The 23639-nt window shown below is 38.6% G+C and carries 20 protein-coding genes; 6 read left to right on the top strand and 14 right to left on the bottom strand.

Translation table 11 applies throughout. The features are described from left to right. Window positions 1-50 precede the first annotated feature (50 nt). Complete coding sequence (locus DKM50_05975) at window positions 51-992, bottom strand: SDR family NAD-dependent epimerase/dehydratase (protein PZM80096.1); 942 nt, start codon at window positions 990-992, stop codon at window positions 51-53. Between the two features lie 370 nt (window positions 993-1362). Here DKM50_05975 and DKM50_05970 point away from each other — a divergent pair, with 370 nt between their 5' ends. Both DKM50_05970 and DKM50_05965 read left to right on the top strand, forming a co-directional pair. Further along, window positions 1363-2292 carry a hypothetical protein gene (locus DKM50_05970; GenBank protein ID PZM80095.1) on the top strand — a complete coding sequence of 310 codons (930 nt, stop codon included), beginning with the start codon at window positions 1363-1365 and terminating at the stop codon, window positions 2290-2292. Window positions 2293-2323: 31 nt separating this feature from the next. Continuing rightward, window positions 2324-3208 (top strand): hypothetical protein, encoded by an 885-nt coding sequence (locus DKM50_05965; GenBank protein ID PZM80094.1) that lies wholly within the window; start codon window positions 2324-2326, stop codon window positions 3206-3208. 15 nt (window positions 3209-3223) lie between these two features. Here the strand turns inward: DKM50_05965 and DKM50_05960 are convergent, their stop codons facing one another. The 13 genes from DKM50_05960 to DKM50_05900 all read right to left on the bottom strand — a co-directional run bounded on the left by DKM50_05960 (window position 3224) and on the right by DKM50_05900 (window position 20280). Further along, window positions 3224-4165 carry a hypothetical protein gene (locus tag DKM50_05960; protein ID PZM80093.1) on the bottom strand — a complete coding sequence of 314 codons (942 nt, stop codon included), beginning with the start codon at window positions 4163-4165 and terminating at the stop codon, window positions 3224-3226. Window positions 4166-4203: 38 nt separating this feature from the next. Beyond that, window positions 4204-5139, bottom strand: a complete 936-nt coding sequence (locus DKM50_05955) for a hypothetical protein (GenBank protein ID PZM80092.1) — start codon at window positions 5137-5139, stop codon at window positions 4204-4206. 163 nt (window positions 5140-5302) lie between these two features. Next, window positions 5303-6184, bottom strand: coding sequence for a glycosyltransferase (locus DKM50_05950; GenBank protein ID PZM80091.1), 882 nt, complete (start codon window positions 6182-6184; stop codon window positions 5303-5305). Window positions 6185-6232: 48 nt separating this feature from the next. Continuing rightward, a complete protein-coding gene (locus tag DKM50_05945; protein ID PZM80090.1) occupies window positions 6233-7168 on the bottom strand; it encodes a GDP-L-fucose synthase in 936 nt (311 codons plus the stop codon). A gap of 64 nt (window positions 7169-7232) precedes the next feature. Then, window positions 7233-8270 (bottom strand): GDP-mannose 4,6-dehydratase, encoded by a 1038-nt coding sequence (gene gmd / locus DKM50_05940; protein PZM80089.1) that lies wholly within the window; start codon window positions 8268-8270, stop codon window positions 7233-7235. A gap of 77 nt (window positions 8271-8347) precedes the next feature. Beyond that, the gene (locus DKM50_05935; GenBank protein ID PZM80088.1) at window positions 8348-9589 is read right to left on the bottom strand and encodes a hypothetical protein; all 1242 of its coding nucleotides are present in this window, start codon (window positions 9587-9589) and stop codon (window positions 8348-8350) included. A 190-nt stretch (window positions 9590-9779) separates the two neighbouring features. After that, window positions 9780-10769, bottom strand: coding sequence for a hypothetical protein (locus tag DKM50_05930; protein PZM80087.1), 990 nt, complete (start codon window positions 10767-10769; stop codon window positions 9780-9782). A gap of 132 nt (window positions 10770-10901) precedes the next feature. Then, complete coding sequence (locus DKM50_05925) at window positions 10902-12056, bottom strand: colanic acid biosynthesis glycosyltransferase WcaL (GenBank protein ID PZM80086.1); 1155 nt, start codon at window positions 12054-12056, stop codon at window positions 10902-10904. 11 nt (window positions 12057-12067) lie between these two features. Beyond that, window positions 12068-13201, bottom strand: coding sequence for a dTDP-4-amino-4,6-dideoxygalactose transaminase (locus DKM50_05920; GenBank protein PZM80085.1), 1134 nt, complete (start codon window positions 13199-13201; stop codon window positions 12068-12070). Between the two features lie 47 nt (window positions 13202-13248). Then, a complete protein-coding gene (gene holA / locus DKM50_05915; protein ID PZM80084.1) occupies window positions 13249-14301 on the bottom strand; it encodes a DNA polymerase III subunit delta in 1053 nt (350 codons plus the stop codon). 40 nt (window positions 14302-14341) lie between these two features. Then, a complete protein-coding gene (locus DKM50_05910) occupies window positions 14342-16813 on the bottom strand; it encodes a DNA mismatch repair protein MutS (GenBank protein PZM80083.1) in 2472 nt (823 codons plus the stop codon). A gap of 10 nt (window positions 16814-16823) precedes the next feature. Beyond that, entirely contained in the window at window positions 16824-19238 is a 2415-nt protein-coding gene (locus tag DKM50_05905; GenBank protein PZM80082.1) for a phenylalanine--tRNA ligase subunit beta, read from the bottom strand. A gap of 25 nt (window positions 19239-19263) precedes the next feature. After that, window positions 19264-20280 (bottom strand): phenylalanine--tRNA ligase subunit alpha, encoded by a 1017-nt coding sequence (locus DKM50_05900; protein ID PZM80081.1) that lies wholly within the window; start codon window positions 20278-20280, stop codon window positions 19264-19266. A gap of 322 nt (window positions 20281-20602) precedes the next feature. Here DKM50_05900 and DKM50_05895 point away from each other — a divergent pair, with 322 nt between their 5' ends. The 4 genes from DKM50_05895 to DKM50_05880 all read left to right on the top strand — a co-directional run bounded on the left by DKM50_05895 (window position 20603) and on the right by DKM50_05880 (window position 23613). Further along, window positions 20603-21562, top strand: a complete 960-nt coding sequence (locus DKM50_05895) for a tRNA-dihydrouridine synthase family protein (GenBank protein PZM80080.1) — start codon at window positions 20603-20605, stop codon at window positions 21560-21562. A gap of 55 nt (window positions 21563-21617) precedes the next feature. After that, a complete protein-coding gene (locus DKM50_05890; protein ID PZM80079.1) occupies window positions 21618-22070 on the top strand; it encodes a YaiI/YqxD family protein in 453 nt (150 codons plus the stop codon). 74 nt (window positions 22071-22144) lie between these two features. Continuing rightward, a complete protein-coding gene (locus tag DKM50_05885) occupies window positions 22145-22501 on the top strand; it encodes a cupin (GenBank protein ID PZM80078.1) in 357 nt (118 codons plus the stop codon). Then, window positions 22498-23613 carry a hypothetical protein gene (locus DKM50_05880; protein ID PZM80077.1) on the top strand — a complete coding sequence of 372 codons (1116 nt, stop codon included), beginning with the start codon at window positions 22498-22500 and terminating at the stop codon, window positions 23611-23613. The genes DKM50_05885 and DKM50_05880 overlap by 4 nt, the downstream gene beginning before the upstream one ends. Window positions 23614-23639 lie beyond the last annotated feature (26 nt).

The following is a 23639-nucleotide window of genomic DNA, read 5'->3' as shown; positions in this document are numbered from 1 at the left end:
GATCACTACTTCTTTTCAATGACTTAATAAAACTGGAAGTATAATTGCAACTATCCCATGTTGTTTTCGAAATATTCAATAACTTTCTTAAGTCCCATTTCCAAAGGTACTTTTGGCTCCCAATCTAATTTTGTTTTTGCGAGTGTAATATCTGGCTGTCTTTGCTTGGGATCATCAGCAGGAAGCTTTTCATATATTATTTTAGATTTGCTGCCGGTTAATTCGATAATTTTTTTTGCAAACTCGACTATTGGGGTTTCTACAGGATTACCTAAGTTAACAGGACCTATATATCCCTTTTCTGAGTTCATCATTTTTATCATTCCGTCAACGAGGTCATCTACATAACAAAAAGATCTGGTTTGTGAACCATCACCATAAACTGTTATATTATTGCCTTTTAGTGCCTGGACAATAAAATTGCTAACTACCCTGCCGTCGTTTTCTGCCATTCGCGGGCCATAGGTATTAAATATGCGGATAATTTTTATACTAACGTTGTTCTGCCTGTGATAGTCCATCATCAGGGTTTCGGCTACTCTTTTTCCTTCATCATAACAACTTCTGATGCCGATCGGGTTAACATTCCCCCAATAGGTTTCTTTTTGCGGGTGCTCGGTGGGATCTCCGTAAACTTCAGAAGTAGAAGCTTGTAGTATTGTTGCCTTTAATCTTTTCGCTAGTCCCAGCATGTTAGTCGTCCCAATAACGTTAGTTTTAATTGTCTTAACTGGGTTATATTGATAATGCACCGGGGATGCTGGGCACGCTAGATTGTATATTTGGTCTACCTCTACCAGAATCGGTTCGATAATATCGTGACGTATAAGCTCAAATCGTTTATTATCCATTAAATTGAAAATATTTTCTTTTGATCCGGTAAAGAAATTGTCGACACAAACAACTTCATTCCCTTCCGTTAACAACCGCTCGCACAAATGTGAGCCGATGAATCCCGCTCCTCCGGTTACAAGTATCCTTTTCCTTATCATATTATTTCCCGTCCTTTTATTTGTTTAGTTATATCATCTCGTATAAGCTATTAGAACTGTTTCCGTTGTAGGATGAAAAGCGTATAATCTAGTGACCACAAAATGTTATGGCACCATAATGTTATTAAATATAAAAAGGCTTTAAATAATATAACACAGATATTTGCATAAGAAAACCTGGACAAGGTTTGTCGAAACGGTGTCTTTATCCCCGGATAATTCTGTTAAATGTATATATGCCAATTTATCTTAATAATTAAACCGGTTGCAAGAATTATCGAAGTAGCGTTTATTCAACACATAGAACTAATCATGGAACTGTAGTAAAATGTTAGAATTAATAATTTTGATATCAAAAGAAATTTAAACAATGTTGAAAATATCTATTGTTACTATAACCAAAAACTCCGAAAGATTTCTCCGTAGTACAATTCAGAGCGTTATTATGCAAAAAGGCATCAATGAACAATATCAGCTTGAGCATATTTTTGTCTACGCTCCTTCTGAAGATGATACTCTCAATATCATTCTTGAGTATCAGAATGATTACCCGGGGAGGATCAAGCTAATTCATGAAAAAGAAGCAATAGGGATATCCCATGCTATGAACTTAGGTATCGAGGCAGCAACCGGAGACATAATCAATCACCTTCATAGTGATGATTCATATCAGCATGATCATGTCTTATTAACAGTTACAAACGCCTTTGAGACCAACCCTGAATTCTACTGGCTCTACAGCGGGTACCGGCTAATTGATCATAATAATGTATTCCAAAAATTCCAATTATGCGAGATTTTCTATTACCCTGAATTGTTTAATAGATCGGTTGTGCCCCATCCGACGGTATTCATAAAAAAATCGTTATTCGAAAAATATGGATCATTTGATATTTCATATAAGTGTGCAATGGACTATGATCTCTGGTTCAGGATCGGAAACGATAATCAACCGATTATAATTAACGACTATCTGGTCAACATAAGAAATGGTATCTATAGTACCAGCAATGTTCTGTCAGAACTTACAGGAGACGAAGCACAAAGCTTACGACAGAAGTATGTCAGTGTAATCAATAAAGAAATTGATGCGATTAAGGATGTGCAAAACTTTGGATTTAATAAAAAATATTTTTCCGATGTTTTTTACAGAATGGCTCAGATATATAATAAAAAACAAATTAATGATAAAAAACGTGCATTAAAGTGCCTATCGCTATCCATAAGATTAAATCCTTATGTCATGAAACGGTATATATATTATTTATTTATTTATTTTAGTAACAATTATCAATGGTGATATTCGACCAGAGTAACTTAAGGAGTGCTTCATGAAAACAACCGGTATTGTACTTGTTCAGAACGAAGAAGAATTCATCGGAAAATGTCTGAATGGTATCTATGATGCGCTGGATGAAATTGTTGTCATTTCTGATACAAAATATAGTTTTACCGGTGAAATTATCACTCCCGATAATACCGTTAATGTCATCAATAATTTCCCTGATCCCAAGAACAAAATCGTGAAGATATTCGGCGAGTTCTATGACCCTAACCTTGCGCCGCTATATAATGATCGCAAGCAAAGGGAAATCGCCAGGAACTCCAGCCGGATTAATCCTGATATCTTTTTTGTTGCTGATTCTGATGAGATTTGGAAGCCTGAAATATTAAAAAATGTTATTAAATATATTTCCGATCATTTTGATGAAGGCAATTATTTTCGAGCAAAAGCAGTTCTGTTGTTCAGAAAACTATACAATGGAGAAACATTGGCAGTAGCCTTAAAAAATCGTAACAAATTTTATTTCCAAAACATATCAATCGCATATAAACCTGAATTAAAACCGAAATTTTCTCGATTAGTGGAGGGGAACATTAAAGAAGTCCATGTCCCATTATCAATTGGTTTACTGGAACATCATAGCTTTATAAAAGATGAAACACGAATGTACGAGAAATTGATGCATTGGGGCCATGCACATGATAAAACCGAAGAATACTTCGAAAAATGGTTTAAAGAAAAATGGTTATGCGCTGATCTGAACAGCAAAAATGTCGGACTCCATAATCCAAGCATGAAGCCTCGATTAAGAAAATATGAACCTGCTATGCTTGAAGCTATTATGAGCACAAACAATAATCTCAAAATCGAGAATGAAATAACCGGGTTTTTCAGGAAACATGATAAGAAAAAGCGTTTCTTCTTGTTTTAAGCAGCCGAATTTCAACTATTTGGTAGAGACCGCTTCCGTTGCTACCTGATATAAAGATACAGTATCTATAGAAGAATCTTCTGCTGTCAGATTCTGGTTATCTGAAAATTTCACGAATAATGCTGGACACTGTTCTTTCCAGAATTCCAGGTCAAACACCTGCCATGCATGACATCCGAATGGAAGTTTGTTCTTATTGATTTTATAGAGAAATCTGGGACTTTTTTCGAAAGAAAACCTAAGTGCAACTTTAGGTTTTGCAATATTAAACTGTTTATAAAACATGGGAACATAACGGACAAAGAAAATATCTTCGTTAGTGTTTTTATATTTTTTCCTGAATTCATACATTTTACTGGTTTTTAAGTAGACCCACGTTAATCCTAAAAATATGGTTTTTTTTAATAACTCATAAAATGATGCGTGGGGGGTCAGTTTTATTTGATTAATCTTATAAATCAAATTTAATATTTTATTTCTTTTACTTAAGTAACATTCAATCGCTGCAATTATGTCATCTACTTTTCGTAAAGAAAAGCCTCCGTTACCGGCTACTCCAGTAAATTTGTTTCCACGCAACCAGGGAGCTCCAATGTAACTATATCCCTGATCACACCAGTAACTAAGTTCATCAGAGAACACAAGGCAATCAAGCTGATATATAAGCACATACTCATAATTAATGAATTTTTTGTAAAAAGATTTTTGGTACATCAATCTGTTATAGGCTTCAACATCTTTAAAAAAAACAGCTGGAAGTCTTAAAAAAGTGATATTGAGATCTTTATCGTTTAAAAACTGTTGGTAATAAGTTAAATTAAGGTTTTCCGGACATACAAAAACCAACGGCCAGTTTTTGAGCACATGTACTAATTGGATGAAAGAAATAACCTCGTTATCGCTCAAGGTTTCTTTGTATAGAGGCGTCACGACAACTGCTTTGCTTTTGTTGTTCATGGGGGGCTCCTTATGATTTTAAGATTTAATAAGCTGCCTTATATTAAGCCAAGACAATCGCGGACACAATACTCAAAATCCTGATACGGAGAATCTATTCCAAATGTCTTGGTATTCACCGTATTATATACAAAGTGGCGCTTTTCAAGGCTGTACTTTTGCCATGGGGACATATTGAGGAGCTGAGGGAAATATTTAGTAATTCCGTCGGTGATATCCAGCTTGAAGCTTCGGTTAACCCCTTTTACCTTGCTTAGTGTCTCAATTATGTAGTCTGCTGAAATAATATCATTTCCCAATACCAGGTTGTTGTCATGGTTATCATTTTCAAGAAGATAATTAATAACTAAGGCAATGTCTTGTCCGTGAATGTGATGGAATTGGGAATCAGCAGTAAAGTAGCGTAGTAGTTTTATATATTTTGCTGCTGTTTTAAGACCTGAGTTAATATGGGATATTGAATGCCCATAACCACCTCCCATAACTAGCGTCGGGAAGAGCGTTGTAATTTTGGAAGCTATAGGTAATGACTTCATCTGTTGGTAGAGCCTATATTTTGTTTCGATATATCCGGTTGCTTGCTCCACAACAGATTGCGAAATAAGTTCGTTATTATCAGTTAGAATACTGGCAGTAGAGAAATTGATGATTTTGCGGCATCGTTGTGGATTGAGCAATGAAAAAAACTCCATGGTTTTTTCAAAATTAATGTCCCAGCATGCCCGCCCGCCCCAAACGGTGGCAATATGAATAACATAATCCATTTCCTGGAGTAAATCTTTGAATTCCGAAATGGAATAAAGACTGGAATGAATAGGAACTACGTTCTCTTTTTGTGCCTCGTTGATTCGCAGTTTGCCGGGAGTTTTTGCGAGCAGGTGGAGCTTGTAGCTGCTGTTTTTAATGAGCTCGTCAAAAACGTAAGAGCCTACACATCCGGTACTTCCTGTTATAAATATATTTATTTTGCTCATGGTAATAATATAGTTGTTATATCAAAAATAGTTGTGCAAAAATGCTGCTTTATAGATTATCATAATAACGAATGATCGTCCATTAATTAGAATAAATAATGAATCTATTATTCGGTTGCACTGGATATCATGACAAGGATTACCGTTTCAAATTGCCATCATATCAGAAAAAGAAAAAGCGTTTCTTCTTGGCTTGAGCAACGGGAACTTTCTCATTTTTTAAAATATAATCAAATTGTTTCAGAATTTTTTCCGGATTGATAAATTCATTTAAGGTATTGTTTTTGTAAAAAGGTTGTTTTACATATTCTATATAATGGTCGTCATTTTTGTCTAATTCAATCACCTTTTCAATCAACGCTTCCATACTTTCAAACTCATGGTAATTCAAAAAGCTTTTGGTATTAAAATCTCTATCGACAAGTTCATTTCCCCAATAGATCGGCAGACTGTTAACTTGCATAGGCTGAAATATTTTTTCGGTAGTATACCCGGGATATGAGGCATTCTCAAACGCAATTGTAAATTTGTAATCTTTGATGAAGGCAAGTTTGTCTTTTACTGGACCTCCGATGTTATTGAGGAATTTGCCTCCTGAATCTACTCTTTTGTATTTTGACAAAGCATGAAAAAAATCGGTACGTTTTTTTGCAGAATCTCTCCCATTTGAAAAGACGAAATTGCAGAATTTTGTTTTCTCTTTTAATATATCTTCAGCATTAAAAGAAGCTGGTTTAATGAGTTTTGTAGGCTCATCATACATGACATAAAGAGGCAATCTGTAATGGTCCGGGTTGTCGATGTAATCAAAAGTAAAAGCGTAATCACATTCATTGAAGTCAGGTCTGCGGTTCTCTCCGGTGTAATATATTTTTAGACATTTATATTTTTTGTGGTTATTGGTAAATGCGGAATAAAACAGAAAATCCGGTGATTCTGATATTTCGACATCATAGACCTGGCGCAGTAGATTATAAAAATAATTATCTGTTTTAATAAAGTCAGGCCAGAAATCTGCAAAATTTATTTTTATCTTTTTTTTCACTATTGCTAACCTGGTATGCTTTGTTAATTTAGCCTTAAGCTAATTAGCCTAATAAGCTTTGCTTTTTTCAATGTAGCTTTGGTACGCTTTCAGTATCCCGTCTTTAAGCGCTGTTTTATGTTTCCAGCCTAGTCCATGAACCTTGTTGACATCAAGCTGTTTGCGAGGTGTTCCATCAGGTTTCGTGGTATCATAAACAAGTTCTCCTTGAAATCCTACAATGGTTTTTATGGTTGAAGCAAGTTCTGCGATCGTAATATCTTCTCCTGTACCGATATTCACGATGTCATCGCCTTCATAAGAGTTCATTAAATAAACACAAGCATCGGCAAGATCATCGACATAAAGGAATTCACGGCGGGGGCTGCCAGTACCCCAGACGCATACGGTTGGTGAACTATTAACCTTCGCTTCATGAAATTTTCTAATAAGGGCCGGAAGAACATGAGAATTCTGAAGGTCGTAGTTATCATTTGGACCATAAAGGTTCGTCGGCATGACACTGATAAACTTCGTTCCGTATTGCTTGTTGTAAGACTGACACATTTTAATTCCGGTAATCTTGGCAATTGCATAAGGCTCATTCGTCGGTTCTAATTCCCCGGTAAGCAAATATTCTTCTTTTATCGGTTGAGATGACAATTTGGGATAAATACAAGAGCTTCCCAGAAATAGTAATTTTTTTACCTTATTTTTGTAGCTATGGTGTATAACGTTCGATTCTATCATGAGATTATCATAGATAAATTCTGCGGTATAGGTATTGTTAGCATGAATGCCTCCAACTTTTGCAGCAGCTAAAAAGACGTACTCGGGCTTCTCCTGCTCGAAGAAATTCCGGACGGCTGCTTGTTCTCGCAGATCAAGTTCTCGTCCCGTTCTGTAAACAATATTCGTATAGCCATCATTCGATAGCTTTCTCATTAATGCAGAGCCAACGAGACCATTGTGTCCTGCTACGTATATTTTTGAGTTTTTATTCATGCTTATTCCTTTTTAATTAATTACAATATAATAAACCTGGTCTCAGTATAAAGAGTTTGTGATATTATAAATTAATGCCAACGGCTTTACAGTCCGCTTTTACCATAATCTCAACGAGGTCGTCAAATTTTACAGTTGGTTCCCAACCAAGTTTTGATTTAGCTTTTGCAGGATTACCCAGCAACTGTTCAACTTCTGCAGGACGGAAATAGCGAGGATCTATTTCGACTATAACTTTACCGGTTTTTTTGTTAATCCCGACTTCTTCCCTGGCGTGGCCTTTCCATTCAATATCTATTCCAGCAACCTTAAATGAACGCTCGATGAACTCTTTTACGGTATGCATCTCTCCGGTAGCAAGAACATAATCACCCGGTTCATCTTGTTGCATAATTCTCCACATACCTTCGACAAAATCAGGAGCAAAACCCCAATCTCTTTTTGCGTCGAGATTTCCCATGAAAAGCTTTTCTTTTTTTCCGGCTAAAATGTCCGCTACGGCAAGTGTAATTTTTCTGGTTACGAAAGTTTCGCCGCGACGAGGTGACTCATGGTTAAACAGGATACCATTTGAGGCATGCAGGTTATACGCCTCTCGATAGTTCACAACAATCCAATATGCATAAAGCTTAGCGACCGCATAAGGTGACCGTGGGTAGAAGGGAGTGGTCTCTGATTGAGGAACTTCTTGTACTTTTCCATATAATTCAGACGTTGAAGCCTGATAAAATCTTGTCTTAATTCCAGTCTCTTTGATAGCATCAAGAAACCTGAGAGTGCCTACTGCATCGACTTCAGCAGTATACTCAGGGACTTGAAATGACACCTGTACGTGGGACTGAGCCGCTAAGTTATAGATCTCGTCAGGATGGACTTTCTCAAGGATTCGATTGAGGTTGCTTGAGTCAGTAAGGTCTCCGTAATGAAGATGCATTTTTATATCTTGGTTATGAGGGTCCTGATACAGGTGGTCAATTCTTCCCGTGTTAAACTGGCTACTGCGTCTGATAATTCCGTGAACCTCGTAACCTTTGTCAATGAGAATCTCGGTAAGATACGAACCGTCTTGTCCTGTTATCCCTGTGATTAATGCTTTTTTCATCTTTTACTCCTTATTGTAAAATAATTTTATAAGAAATCCTAAATATTATAAAACAAAAATATATTTTGGTAAAATACTTAATTGCCTACCCTTCTATCAAATCTACGAAATTTGTTTAATCTTTTGTTTTCGACAATAGTTAAAATTTTATTTAACTGCTGCGCGGAATCTTTCCAGGAAAAGTTATTCTCTACTCTTTCTCTTCCTTTTCTGCCCATGCTGGTTCTCATTTTATGATCATTTAATAGCGTTGTCAGCGAATCGGCAAGACTAATCGCATCTTCAGGATTCTCAACCAGAAGTCCGGTTTTCCGGTCTTCCACGATTTCAGGAATTCCACCTCTTTTTGAGCTTACTACCGGCAGCCCCGTCGCCATTGCCTCAACGAGGATGAGCCCAAAAGGTTCGTCCCATACCGAGGGAGCACAGAAAATATCCGCCATCAAATAGATATCCGGCATTTCACTATGCGGGATAAATCCTAATATTTTTATTTTATCTCCCAATTGTTTTGCTTTTTTAAATACTTTTTTACTAAATGAGTCAGTTGCGTTAGTATTCTGAGCTGATCCTCCTGCTATGAGGAGCACTGTATCGGAATGGTCATTTATGAGTTTTTCCATCGCATCGACAAGGACATGAATGCCCTTTCTTTCTCGAATTGCTCCGGCAAATAAGATTACTGTTTTGTTTTCCAGGCCATGTTCTTTTCGTAATTGCCGGCGTTTGTTTTCTGATTCCCAATATGGACGGAAAATCATGCTGTCAACTGCGTTATTAATGACACACGCTTTACCGGCATACTTAGAGTATTTCTCTGTAATATCATAATTCTTGCTATATTCACTCAGTTCAATAATAAGATCGGTTTCATCCAGTATTCTCCGGGCTTTGCGCTCAGAAAACATATCTCGTATATTATGATTATGTTCATGGAGAATAATTTTGACTGCGTTACCAAGGTGTTTACGGAGTAACTGGACATAGTCAGGTCTGTTGTGGACGATGAGAATATCCGGCATTAGCTTCTTGATGACAAAAGCCGATGTTAATAGGTACTCGTAATATGACGCGTTAAAAGAAAGTTTGTTGACGTAATGGTAAAAACCTTTGAGCCGGTGCATAACCCTCAGATAATGAACTCCGTTGATCAGCTCATATTGTTTCTGGTCTTTACCCAAGCAGGAAACTATATAAGTATCGTGTTTACCCGCAAGTTGATCGGCTAAATTGGTCGCTACATTTTGCACAGCACCTTGCTGTGGTGACGGGACAATCGATTTGTCTGATAATAGATGGATTATTTTTAACTTTTTCATTATATTGGTATTCCGTAATTTATTAATTCCACAGGGTAATTATACTACAATCTTTTGAAATGGTCATGATAATTGTAGGGGATTATTTCACTGGAATAAGTAATGAACGCTGTTTCCAGTTTATTGGTCTACGCAGTACCAGTAATCCGATCAAGGGTTTGGACAGCGGCTAAGCATAGGTTAAACAAAGCTAACGATTAAATAATGATAGCAGGAAATTCGAGAATTTTTTTACTTGTTTCCTGAATATTTTGTCATTTAAGCATGGATTAAAACGTTTTATGTAAAAATGATTAGTGAATCGGCTATTTGTACCGGGGTAGCTGGTAAATATCATTTTAAACCCTAGATATTTTGCCGCATTAACGCTTGAGTGACAGAACTTACCCCATGGCCAGGAAAAGAAGTCGCAATGTTTTTCAAGCTTTTCTTCAATCATTTTCTTTGAAATGCCTATTTCGTCAACAAATCGTTTGTAAGCTTGCCAATCAGTCTCGCGTATTCTGGTATGTGGATCGTAGGCTCGATATGCAAGGCTTGGCCCGGAGTTAAAAACGTCGGAACCGATTTTTATGGTATTATCTTCGAGTGACTTAAGTTTGAAACTTTCATATAATGTTTTTCCAATGTTATAATATTCGATCTTATCCGAGACATAAATATACCTATGATAATGACCGTGAGGTTCAAAATCAATTAATCCGGATTTGTGCATATCTTCTATTTCAGTCCAGTTCAGATAACTTTCGTAGCGTTTCTTTAAGGATTCAATAAAAGCGTCATTATCATCTTTCATGACTGCATTATCACAATTTCTTTCTTGGTCATTATCTGCAATGAGTGAAGTCGTTAAGAATATTGTTGCCGGAATGTTATGTTTTTTGAGGATAGTGTATGCGTACAGATAATTATCAAGATAACCGTCGTCAAAGGTAATAACAAATTGTTTTTTTTTGATTTTTTTTTTGAGAAATACCTGGAAATACATTTCTTCTGCGCTGATGCATTGATATCCTTGATTCAGCATATAAGTGATCTGTCTGTCAAAGGTATCAGGCCGGTAGTTAAGGTTATTCTCTGGTAAAGGACTGATATGATGATACTTAAATACCATGATCGTCGGCCTAGTGTATATGTAGACCGAGAGAGCTATAAAAATAATATATAATATAACAGTCATATTTACTTAAATATACTCCTTATTTGAAATATCATTGTATCAACATACTACATATAATTTGTTATGATTTCTTATACTATTTTACAAGCTTTTGCCTGATTATAGAAGCCTAAATCAAAAAATAACCGAAAACTACGTTAATTCCTCATATATCGAAGCCAGTTTCTTGCCTTGGACCGTTGCGTTGAACTCAGATTCAATATGCTGCCGGGCTGCTTTAGCAATTGTAACCCATTCGGTTTTGTTATTCACTAACCACATAAGATTTTCAAAGATTTCATCAACATCTCGTTCTTTTGATAGCAATCCCGTTTTCCCATGTTTGATTATTTCCGGGATATCACAGTGTTGTGAGCTGACTACCGGCATTCCTGTTGCTGCCATTTCGATGACCGATACCGGTGCTCCGCCTTCCGTGTCTCCATCTTTTGCTGTGACACTCGGCGATAAAAATATATGATGCTTGTAAGCTTCTTCAAATAGCACAGAGAACGGTCTATAGCCAAGCATCGTGGTTTTTGATTCCATTTTATATTTTTTTATGATCGCGAGGATTTTGTCTTTCTCACTTTTGCTGCCTGCATCACCGATAATCGTTATTTCTATCGGTACATCTTTTTGCAACCTGCCCAATGCCTCCAGTGCATAAGGTATTCCTTTTTTTTCTCTAAAGGATGCCGCAATTAATATCTTTAACGGGGAATTATCATCCCAGGTTCTAAGCTTAAATGGTATCGTATCAAGTGTGACTCCCAGGTGCTGTACTATTATTTTTTCTTCCGGGCAACCAAGCTTTTGAACGACGGTTTTTGCCATAAATGGCCCTTCGCAAAGAACACGGTCAACGTGCTTGAATAATTCTCTATACCTGCTGTACCAAAGGAAAAAAGCCTTGGGGAGATAGGTAACATCCAGACCATAGAACGTTACGACATGTTTAAGTCCCGCTTTTTTAGCTGCCCGTAAATTTGCCCAGCCAATGTACCCGAAATGAGAATGCAGGATGTTTGCATCATACTGTTGTGCCTGTGAAATAAGATACTCTGAATAAGTACTTGCAAATAGCTTGTGCGGGAACTTTTTGCGTAGCAGGTTCCATCGGGAAATATCAGACATGCAGTGTATGTTCGGGACCCGGAATTGTTCCAGATTAGAAGTCTTTTCGCAAACAACATGATTCTCTATCGTCTCCGGGAGATAGCGGACCTGGTTGTATAGCCATGTTTGTGTCTGTGCAAGCCATTTCGGAAAGCTATGTATCACACAGGTTTGGAGTGCTTCTGCCATTAATAGTTCCTTTATTTATTCCCGAAAAAACACTGGATTCTTTCGCAAATAAAATCGATATTATCCATGCTCAAATCATAATGCATCGGTAATCTGAGTATCCTCTCGCTATCCCTTGTCGTATACTTGTCTTCTCCGACAAAAGTTCCGAATTGATAACCTGCCTTTGCTGTATGGAGCGGAATATAATGAAAAGCAGATTGTATTTCGTTACTTCTTAAATAACCAATAAGCTCATGCCTTTTTTCCATATCTGCCAATTTAAGGTAGAACATATGCGCGTTATGTCTACAGTGATGAGGTATCGTGGGTAACTCCAGAAATCCTTTTATTTCCAAGTCTTTTAAATTCTTATAGTATCTATTCCATAATTGATGTCGTTTTATGTTTACTTCTTCTGACATTTCTAATTGGGCAAACAGGAACGCGGCATTGATTTCGCTGGGCAAATAACTGGACCCGATATCTACCCAGGTATATTTATCTATCTGACCCCTCAAAAACTTTGTACGGTTGGTACCTTTTTCTCTGATGATCTCAGCCTGCTCCATGAACTTCGGATCGTTGACGAGGATTGCCCCACCTTCTCCGCATTGGTAGTTCTTGGTTTCGTGGAAACTAAAACAGCCTATATGTCCGATACTGCCCAGTGCTGTCCAATTATAGCTGGACATAATCCCTTGCGCAGCATCTTCGATGACAATCAGATTATGTTTTTTTGCTATGTTCATAACCGCATCCATGTCACACCCGACGCCAGCGTAATGGACAGGGACTATGGCTTTTGTCCTTGGCGTGATTGCTTCTTCGATTTTGGTTTCATCAATGTTCATGGTGTCCGGTCGTATATCAACGAAGACGATCCTGGCGCCGCGAAGGACAAACGGGTTGGCACTTGAGACAAACGTATATGACGGCATGATCACTTCATCGCCTTTTTGAATGTCTGCCAAAATGGCCGCCATTTCTATCGCGTGTGTGCAAGAGGTCGTGAGTAAGGCTTTTTTTGTCTTGGTATTTTCTTCAATCCATTGATTGCATTTTTTTGTATAGATACCGTCTCCGCAGAATTTTTTGTTTTTAAGTACCTGAGAAATATAATAATTTTCTTTGCCGGTAACCAGAGGTTCATTAAATAAGATCATTTGTACCTACCCCACATTTATTTACCTGAACAAGCAGGAAAATATATCTATTTTTTAGTAATACTAAGTATATCCTGGCATAATAATTCTAATGCAATATCCGGTTTCAACTGTCCGGTTTTAATTGCGAGATCAGTTTGGCATAGCATATCCATAATTTTTACAAAATCCGAAGAAGTAACATTTTTCATCATTCCAATAGTGTTCTTGACGATAAAAGGATGTTTTCCGCACATTTTGGCTATATCTCCGAATTGAGTTCTTCCTTCATAGAGCGATTTAATCATCAAGAGGCCTCTGAAATGAGATACAATCAATCCTAATAGTTTGATTGGCTCTTCACCATGGTAAAGGATTTTGGAGATAAGTTCCATACTTAAGGCCGTTTTTCCTTCAACAAGGCAATCAAGCAATTGAAAGGAATTCGCTCCGGCAGAGCTGACAACTGTGTCGACATCAGTCACAGTTATCCGGTCATTTTTTCCGATAAACGTTATCAGCTTTTGGATTTCGTTATCAAGAAGGCGAAGATTTTCGCCTACGATCGTATGGAGTCTAAATGCTGCTGTTTCCTCTATTTCTTTGCCGTTTTTCTTTACCCAATTGTTAACCCAGTTGACAACCTTTTCGCCTTCCCATGATGCGAAAGGTTTATACTCACTGAACTCAGAGAGTTCCTTAAGATGTTTGACGAATTTTTTGCGGTTATCGACGTTGCCATATACAACAAATATAAGATAGGTGTCTGAGCTGAGATTGCGAAGCACGGCTTTGAGATTAGCTATTTCAAATTCTTCATTTTTGGATGGTTCGGATTCTGTTTTTGTATTTTTCAGCAAATAAAAATTCTTAACGACGACAACTTTAGTTGTAGCAAACATGCCTAGCGATTGGCAGGCATTAATGATATTCGTAATTGTTGCAGATTCGTTTTCGTAGACTTCTAGACCGAGAGCCCGGGACTCCGCAGGCAAGACAGTTGTTATTATATCTTGAATGTGTTTATCAATAAGAAAGTCTTCTTCGCCATATAGGACTGATAATAGAGGGATATTTTTGTTCATGATATGATAGTCACCTTGTTTTGAATAGTTTACCATAAAGGATTTGAATTATCCATATTGGGGAGCGAATCTACGATTAAAACAACCCGAGTTGCCGTGGTTGTTTAACCTCCTCTACATTGATCTTGACGGTGTTTTCTTCTAGACCAAAGAGCAATTCTTTTGCTCTCGATATGACATTTATTGGAAGACCCGCAAGTTGCGCTACATGGATTCCGTAACTTTTATCAGCAGCGCCGGGAATAACTTTTCTTAAGAAAACGACATGGTCATCCTCTTCGGCTACTGCGATATTAAAATTATTCATACCATGATACTGTGAGGTAAGTCCGGTTAATTCATGGTAATGGGTGGCAAAAATCGTTTTGGCGCCAATGTTCATATGAATATGCTCGGCGACAGCGGCGGCGATACTCATTCCGTCATAAGTCGATGTGCCTCGTCCGATCTCATCGAGGATAACCAGGCTGTATTTGGTAGCATTATGAAGAATATTTGCGGTTTCATTCATTTCAACCATAAAGGTACTCTGCCCGGAGAAAAGATCGTCCATAGCACCTACCCTTGTGAATATTCGGTCGACCATTGTTAACTCTGCCGACTGGGCAGGCACATACGAGCCGATCTGAGCTAACAATACAATAAGGGCAATCTGTCTCATATAGGTGGACTTCCCTGCCATGTTCGGACCGGTAAGGATCATAAACCGGTTATCCGTCGAATCCATATCAACATCATTTGGTATGAAGTTTGAAGAGTTGATTGTTTTTTCTATGACCGGGTGCCGCGCAGCCTTGACCCTTAAAATCCCCTGATTTTCGTCCATCGGATAGACGGTGGGACAGGTGTAATTATTCTCTATAGCAGCTTCAGCAAAGGAGAGCATGACATCAAGTTGCGCTAAGCTTTTGGCTGCTTTTTGAAGCGGAAGTATGTACTTGGCTATAGCATCTCTAATTTCAGTGAATACCTTATATTCCAGCTCAAGCGCTTGATCGGCGGCATTCAGTATTTGAGATTCTTTCTCTTTTAGTTCAGGAGTGATATATCGCTCGCCATTGGTTAATGTTTGTTTTCTGATATAGTAGTCCGGAACCTGGCTAATGTTAGCATTTGTGACCTCCAGGTAATAACCGAAGACTTTGTTATAGCCAACTTTTAATGACTTAATTCCAGTCGATTCTTTTTCTTTGAGCTCCAGTGCCGCAATCCAGGCTTTGCCGTCACGGGATGCTAGCCGTATATCATCGAGTTCCTGAAAATATCCTTCTCGAATAATCCCGCCGTCCTTGAGCGCGATAGGAGGATCGTCGACAATTGCAGTGTCGATAACTTCAATTATTTCGTCAATCTTATTGATATCTTCCGCTGAGAGCATCGTTGCTATCATTGGAGAAATACAGTCCTTAATCAGTTCCTTAATTGTTATTGCCTGCTTGAGCGACGTACACAATGCCCTTATTTCTTTGGGGTTTGCAATCATCGATGCAATTCTTGTTGTGATCCTTTCGATGTCGTAGACGGACTTGAGTTTTTCACCCAGTTCCAATTGTAATGAATAATTCTTGAATAATTCCGTGACAGCTTCCTGTCGCGTAATAAGTTCATTATAATCAAGGAGAGGACTAGCAACCCAGTGTGCAAGTAACCTTCCGCCCATTGCTGTCCTGGTCTTATCGAGTACCCATAGTAGCGAACCTGTTTTATCTTTTTCACGCATCGTTGTGTTAAGTTCGAGGTTTCTTCGCGTCGCGACATCGAAGAACATGTACTTTCCCGATAAATACGGGGTAAGCCTGTTAATGTGACCGATATTTGTTTTCTGAGTTCTTGATACGTAGTTAATAATGGCTTTTACTGCTGGAAAAGCTAGTTGGAGTGATTGGCAACCAAAACTTTCGAGGCTATTAATATTAAAAAAGTCGAGAAGTGCTTTCTGTGATTTTTCTATGCTTTCCGCTTCATAGATAGTTATGGTCGGCAAAAGTAACTGCGAGAGTTCTTTTGTCATCAAAATCTCCGAGGGATTAACTCTGCTTATTTCATCCTTCAGGTTCTTTTCGGATTGTGCCTGTGACACATAGAAATCCCCGGTAGAAACATCGATATAAGCTATGCCGTATGCTGAACTTTTGTCTTCCTGATAAACGGCCATGAGATAGTTATTGCTTTTTGAGTCGAGCATAGTCGTTTCCGTAACAGTTCCAGGAGTTACGATTTTGACTACTTCACGTTTCGTTATCCCTTTGGATGCGGCTGGATCTTCTGTTTGTTCACATATTGCTACTTTGTAGCCTTTATTGATAAGCCTGGGAATATAATTGTTTGCCGCATGGTAAGGAATACCGCACATAGGCACATGCGCGCCTTCTGTCGTTTTTCCTCGTGCAGTCAGGGTGAGTTCGAGTATTCGCGATGCCAGTTTCGCATCATCGTAAAACATTTCGTAGAAATCACCGAGACGGAACATAAGGATACAGTCCTGGTGCTGAGCCTTGATTTCCTTATATTGCTTTATCATCGGAGTGTCATTACTGTCAGGCAACATGCTCAATCATTTATCCAAACTTTGCACCGGTTTTTGTTTTAAGGCTCTCGATGATCTTCTCAAAGAGCTGGTTTACTTCATCATCAACAAGAGTTTTTTCCTCAGATTGGAAGTAGAGTGCATACGTTAAATTATAGTAGTTATCGCCATGAATATTCTGGCCTGTGTATCGATCAAGGAGTTCCATGCTGACGAGTAGCTTTCCTCCTGCTTTGAAGATCGTATCTTCAACTTGCTTAGAGGTAACTTCTTCCGGCACCCATATTGTGGTGTCTCTTCTCGTTGAAGGGAATTTCGGGAGTTGCTTGTATCGTATTTTTTGTGAGGAAAATTGTGCTGCTTTTGTCAGATTAACTTCAAAATAATATATCTTCCCTGTCAGATCATAATTCTTAATAATATCCGGATGTACCTGTGCAACTGTTCCTATAACATTGTTACCTATTTTTATCTGAGCTGTTCTGCCGGAATGGAAGATTTTTATTTTTGCTGCTTCAAAAGCATATTTGGCTATTCTGAGCGTTCCCAGGAGATTCTCTACGATACCTTTAACGTCTAGATATTCTACCATGTTTTTCTTGCGTTCTCCACTATTGATTACCCCTTCAAACAGTTCCCCTTCGAGTGCTCCGGCAGCAATAGTCTGCTCTTCCGGTTTGCCTTCTTTGTTTTTTATATACACTCTGCCGATCTCAAATAACTTCAGGTTGGATAGTTGTCGTTTTTTGTTATAAGCGAGGACATTCATAATACTAGAGATCATCTGGGTCCTCATAACCGATTCTTCTACACTTAAAGGGTTTGTTATTGTGAAAGCCTGTCTCTGGTCCTCGATACTATTAAGCCGTTTGAATTCGTCAGGAGAAGTGATTGAAAACGTGACGGCTTCTGAGAGGCCGTTCCCCGTTAAGCTTTCTCGGGTTAAAGCAGAGAGCCGGTCGATGTAGTCGAGTTGTTCAAATGGAACATATCCGCAAGGCAATGTAACCGGGACATTTTCATAACCGTAAATTCGAATGATATCTTCAACTAAGTCTTCGATACGAGAAACATCACCTGTCCTCCAGGAAGGAACTTCTATAATACCCATTTCATAAACAAATCCGAGTAATTTCAGGATTGCTAACATTTCTTCTTGTGCAATGGACATTCCAAGGACTTTGTTTATTTTGTCAGCATCAAAGTTGATGGTGACCTTTCTGTTGAGCGGAGATGATTCATCTTTGACATCCGCATGCCCTTCAACTGCCTTGCCTCCACCGAGTTCGACCATTAATTGTGCAGCCCTGTTGAGTGCCTTTTCGACTCCGGCAAAATCAACGCCCTTTTCAAACCGGTGTGAAGATTCCGAGCGTAAGGCAAGTTTGATACTGGTACGCCGCACAGATGTTGGATGGAAATAGGCTGATTCTATTAAGATATTTTTGGTATTTTCAGTTATTTCAGTATCTGAACCACCCATAACCCCGGCAACCGCTATAGGTTTTTCCTGGTCACAAATGGCAAGCATATCTGATGCCAATTCCCGCGAGTTACCGTCTAGTGTCAATATGAGCTCTTTGTCATGCGCTCTTCGAACAACAATAGTATGATCTACCAATTTGTCATAATCGAACGCATGTAGCGGCTGTCCCATTTCCAGGAGAACATAGTTTGTTATATCAACGATATTATTGATCGGCCGTATTCCTGATGCTTCCAATTTGCGCTGCATCCATTCCGGCGACGGGGAGATGGTGATTCCCTTAACAACTTTGGCCATATACCGGGGACATAGATCTTTATCTTCGATGATTATTTTTGCGTCCATAGCTTCATGTATTACATTATTTTCATTGATTGAAAGGTCAGGATATTTCAGCGGCTTTTTCAGGAGGGCGCTGATTTCACGCGCTATGCCAATAATAGACAGACAGTCACCTCGATTGGGAAGAACTGCGATATTAAGGATCGCTTGATCCAGACCTAGATAGGTAATGATGTTTTCTCCCAGCGGAGCTTCACTGGGAAGTATAAGAATTCCTTCTGCATCTTCGGCAATGGCAAGCTCTTTTTCTGAGCAGAGCATACCGGAAGAATCAATTCCCCGCAGTTTGGACTGTTTAATCTCAAAGCCGCCAGGAAGCTTTGCGCCAACCATGGCGACCGGAACGACTGCTCCTTCGAAGACGTTTTTCGCACCGGTTACAATTTGAATAATAGTTTCACTTTTTGGTCCGACATTGACCTGACAGATAACCAGTTTGTCAGCATTCGGGTGAGGTTCAATTTTTTCTATTTTGCCTATGAAGACATTCGATATGTCTTTTCCTTTTTCAATGACTTCGTCAACTTCCAGCGCATGCATGGTCAGTTCATGGGCAAGCTCTTGCGGTGTTAGCGAAATATCAACATATTCTTTCAACCATTTAATTGGAACAAGCATTCGACTACCTCCAGAATATCACTTATTAAAACTGTTTTAGAAATCTAACATCGTTATCATAGAATAATTTAATATTATCGATGCCGTACTTAAGCATAGCAATTCGTTCAAGGCCCATACCGAAAGCAAATCCGGTATACTGCTTCTTATCATAATTGACCATGTCGTAGACATTAGGATCAACCATTCCGGAGCCGAGGATCTCCAGCCAACCGGTATTTTTGCATAGCCTGCATCCGTTACCGTTACAGATAACACACTCGACATCAACTTCGGCACTTGGTTCAGTGAATGGGAAGTAACTTGGACGAAGCCTGACTTTTTTTGTAATACCAAACATTTTTTTGATGAAGATCTCCAGAGTTCCCTTAAGGTCAGAGAAGGTAACATTGTGATCGACATAAAGCCCTTCCACCTGATGGAACACTGGAGAATGGCTTGCGTCGGCGTCACGGCGATATACTCTTCCCGGTGCAATTATTTTGATTGGCGGTTTCTGATTCATCATCGTATGTATCTGTACTGGTGAGGTATGGGTCCTTAGTAAGTACTCACTTTCGAGATAGAAAGTATCGTGCATCTCTCTGGAAGGATGATCTTTAGGAATATTTAGTGCTTCGAAATTATAGAAGTCAGTTTCTATTTCCGGACCCTCAGCTACCGAATAGCCAAGGCTTTTGAAAATATCAACAATCTCTTCTAATATCTGGGTAAGAGGGTGTTTAGTTCCTCTTTTTATTTTTTTTCCCGGAAGGGTAACATCAATTTTTTCTGAGATAAGCTGTCGTTCCTGTTCCTGCGCTGCAATATCCTGATATCTTTTTTCAATAGATTCTTCGATAGCAACTTTAACAAGGTTCACCAGCTTCCCGACAAACGGACGTTCTTGAGCCGTAAGTGTGCCAACATCTTTTAGCGTTTGACTCAAATCACTTTTCTTGCCGAGATACTTTACCTTAATGTCTTCTATATCCTTGGAACTTTTTGATTGATTAATCTCATTAATTGCTTGGGTTTTTATCGCATCTAATTTCGATTGCATTGCCTCAATACCTTTCTGTCAGGCTAATTATTATTGATATGAATGAAAAGATTATCAGCCATCACTTAGCGGTAACGGTGATAATTATAAGTCTCAATTATGATAATATTAATGATTGGAAAAATCAATAGAAATCAATTATTTGTTTTAGGTATATTTGATTTTATATGATTCTGTAATCTGGTTATCAAAGGGGTTTTTTAATAATTATCAGCTTTTTAAGAAGGTGCCGCTGTAATGCGTTGATTTTACCAACTCATTAGTGGAAAAACAAGAAAACAATTGACATCACCCAAAGAGCATCATACTATTAGTGCTTACCATGAAACCACTACTTTATCTTGCCCCGATACAGGGAATAACAGAAAGCTTATTTCGCAATATTTTTCCTAAATATTTTAAGGGATTTGATCTTGCTATTGCTCCTTTTATTGCAACCTCGCACAGCAATAAGCTAAGAGGTGTTGTCGCAAGAGAACTTGATCCAAAAAACAACTATGGAATAAAAACGATTCCACAGATACTTAGCAAAAACGCGCAAGACTTTATATCGCTTGCGAATTCGCTGAGTGAGCTTGGATATGACGTTATCAATTGGAATCTGGGTTGCCCGTTTCCAGTGGTTGTAAAAAAAGGCAAAGGATCCGGAATGCTTCCTCATCCGGACCAAATTGATTCTTTTTTAGAAAAAGTGATCCCGGATATTAAATCGAAGATATCGGTAAAACTCCGGTTAGGACTCTATTCATCAGAAGAAATACTGCAAATAATTCCTATATTAAACCGGTATCCTCTGCATGAAATAATCATCCATCCGCGGACAGGCAAACAAATGTATAAAGGTGTCGTTGACCTGGACGCTTTCGAAACCTGTCTTGCTCTCTCGAAACATAGTGTTGTCTATAATGGCGATATTGATTCATCCTCGACGTTTCAAAAATTCTCCGGCAGATTTAACACCGTCAATAAATGGATGCTTGGCAGAGGAGCTTTAGCCAACCCTTTTCTCCCTGAGGAAATCCAAACGAAAACTATTCATACAAATAATGAAAAACTTGAGATACTTTGTAACTTCCATAACGAGTTGTTTGACGGATATTCAAAAATTCTCTCAGGCCCAGCCCATCTTACAGACAAAATGAAAGAGATATGGTCATTCCTGGGTAACTGTTTTGAAGACAGTAAAACCATACAACAAAAAATATACAGGATACATACCACACAAAAATATAAAGAATTAATAAATCAGCTCTTTAATGATGAATTAAAGTTAAAGAAATAAGCTCGTGATAAGGCAAGTATATATTTTAAATTTCTGTATTTAGACAAGGCTTATTATGAATATATACATCGACGCGGATGCAAGTCCAAAAGTAATTAAAGAAATCCTGTTTCGGGCAGCTCAGCGCGTTTGCGTTCCATTGATCCTGGTTGCAAATCAGAATATGAATTTTCCTAAATCGGATTACATTTCGGGTATCGCAGTATCTGCCGGTCCTGATGAGGCTGATGACCGTATCGTTGAGTTGGTACAACCGGGAGACCTGGTAGTTACTGCAGATATACCACTAGCCAATCGTGTCGTTGACAAAGGCGCTTTTGCGCTCGACCCAAGAGGCCAACTCTATACGAACGATAATATCAAGGATCGTCTCGCCCTGCGCGATTTATTAGATAGGCTTCGCAGCACAGGAATGACCACCGGAGGACCTGCTCCCTTCAACAAAAAAGACAGCCAAGCCTTCGCTAACCAGCTCAATAGCTTTCTTACGAGGCACTGCCGGGATTAAGAATAGATCGATTTGCATTATTATTTTGTATATAATAGACTTTATTATAGATAATTCGAAGGAGGTTCCTCGCAATGATCAAGAGAAAGTCAGAAACAATAAAAGAAACCAGAGAAAACATGCGTGGGGGAATTGGTACAATTTCGATCGAACATTTTTTTACTATCGACGAGATCAAGGCCAATTGCAGATTATGTTCAAAGATGACTATGGCCCCCGGTACAAGCATCGGATTACACAAGCACGAAAAGGAAGATGAAATTTATCTTGTATTAAAAGGAAAAGCGCTTCTATCTGATGGTACGATCGAAACTATCATAGAAGCTGGTGACTCATCGATCACAGGAAAAGGAGAGAGTCACTCAATCAAAAATATTGGTGAAGATAACCTCGAAATTATAGCAATAATTATGAAATACCAAAGCATATGACCATCGGTAATAAATTAATTGTGCCGTCTATTACCATTACCGGCAAAGAGAAGCTTTTCACTTTAAAAGATATTCTTTTAGGGCGCGGTAAGGGTTTGATTGTACATGGTACTTCTTTTTCTCTTAAAAGACAGTATCCTCTTCTTCGAGAATCATTAGCTCCATGTGGGCAGTTTTACCAATACAATGGGCGCGAACCTCGATTGCAGGATGTACGCGATCTCCTTGTTCGTGTTAGAGAGTCTGAATGCAATTGGATTGTGGGGATCGGCGGCGGCGCGATAATCGACTTGGCAAAAGCAGCAGCAGGACTTGCAAATGCAGGTAAAGATCCGGAATTCTACATGCAAGGCGGAGTCATAGAAAAAAAAGGAATCTCGTTTATCGCTGTCCCTACAACCGCGGGTTCCGGTGCCGAGGCCAGTATTAATTCAGTTATTATTAACGAGAAGACGATGGACAAATTGTCGATTAGAGATGATTTGTTTTTAGCGCAGACTGTTATTCTGGACCCTGAATTGCTTATTGAGGCCCCCGCCCCTATTATTGCTCATTCCGGTCTCGACGCAATCACTCAAGCAATAGAATCATATTGCTCGATCAACTCTACATGCTATACAGAAACGATGGCTATAAAAGGATTTGATTTGCTCATAAATAATTTAGAAACAGCTTACGATAGAGCTCAAGATAATAACGAGGGTACGGACCGGGCTTTCATTAATATCCTCACTGGGAGCTATTTAACAGGAGTTGCCTTCACTAACTCACGATTAGGAGTAGTCCATGGAATCGCACACCCTCTTGGTTCCTATTATGGTGTGCCTCATGGCCTGGTTTGTGCTCTTTGCCTCGTTCCTGCACTTGAGATCAACAAGCCATATATTCTTGAAAAATACGAGATATTATCGCAAAAATGCGGTATGGACCTTATTGAAAAAGTAAAACAGCTAATGCAGAAAATGAATATAACCAATGTGTTTAAAGGAAAAGAAATAATCAATAAGGACGCAATTATTAGCTATACCCTCAAATCCGGATCAACCGCTGCTAATCCTAAGAAGATTACTCCTGATGATGTCGAGTGCATGTTATCCGGTATTTTTAGTTAACAACAGAAAAAAAAGCCCGCTATAAA

The organism is Candidatus Margulisiibacteriota bacterium, from assembly GCA_003242895.1.
In the GTDB taxonomy this organism is placed as follows: Bacteria; Margulisbacteria; Riflemargulisbacteria; order GWF2-39-127; family GWF2-39-127; genus GWF2-39-127.
The sequence above is the reverse complement of the archived record's forward strand: the minus strand, read 5'-3'. Positions and strand labels throughout refer to the sequence as shown.